Annotated in this window: 1 pseudogene; it reads left to right on the forward strand. The window is 42.2% G+C overall.

What is annotated here, in order from left to right:
• Nucleotides 1-1,034: pseudogene (locus tag ACFIMQ_RS09430) on the forward strand (hypothetical protein); the annotation flags it as partial.

Below are 1,034 nucleotides of genomic sequence, written 5' to 3' on the forward strand. Positions count from 1 at the left end.
TGGAGTGAAACGGCTAATGCCTTTGTAGCAACGCATGGATCAGGTGAAGCGAAGACAAATAGTAAGCTTACGTCTCTATTAGATGGGGACATTAAATCTGGTTCGACGGATGCAGTGACGGGTAATCAGCTTCATGCGTTAGGTGATAAAGTTGCGAAAACTTTAGGTGGTAGCGCTAGCTATGAAAACGGTACATGGACAGCTCCTACATTCACGGTTAAAGGCTTTAAAGAAGATGGTACAACAGAAGATAAAGAATATCATGATGTGGCATCTGCGTTTGCTGGAGTAGGTACTTCTTTCACGGATCTTCATAAAGAAATCACCAATGAGATTAAAAATGAGATCACCACTGCTCAAGGTGACGCCTTGTTGTGGGATAAGGCTAAAGGCGCGTTTGTAGCGACGCATGGATCAGGTGAAGCGAAGACAAATAGCAAGCTTACATCTCTATTAGATGGGGACATTAAATCTGGTTCGACGGATGCAGTGACGGGTAACCAGCTTCATGCGTTAGGTGATAATGTTGCGAAGTCTTTAGGTGGTGGCGCTAAATATGAAGAAGGTCAATGGACCGCTCCTGTATTCACGGTTAAGAACGTCAACTCTGATGGTCAAACAGAAGATAAAAATTATAGTACTGTAGCTGCAGCTTTTACAGGTGTAGGGGATTCATTCACGAATATTCATAATGAGCTTAAGAATGAGATTAATAAAGTTGTAGGAGACAGTCTTGTTAAGCAGGATTCTGAAACGAAAGTAATCAAGATTGGGGCTGAAACAGAGGGCAGAACAATCACAATTGCAAACAGTAATGGTGATACACGTAGTATTTTTGGCGTGAAAGCGGCAACTCTCTCTGAAGATTCAACAGAAGCAGTAAATGGTTCCCAGCTTTATTCCTTGAATAAGACATTAGCGACATATTTTGGTGGAGGTGCGAGCTATGAAAATGGTGCATGGACGGCGCCTACTTTCAAAGTTACGACCTTTAATGAATCTGGAAATGCTGAAGAGCATAGCTATGCCAATAT

Source organism: Bartonella sp. AD13SXNS (genome assembly GCF_042196465.1).
In the GTDB taxonomy this organism is placed as follows: domain Bacteria; phylum Pseudomonadota; class Alphaproteobacteria; order Rhizobiales; family Rhizobiaceae; genus Bartonella.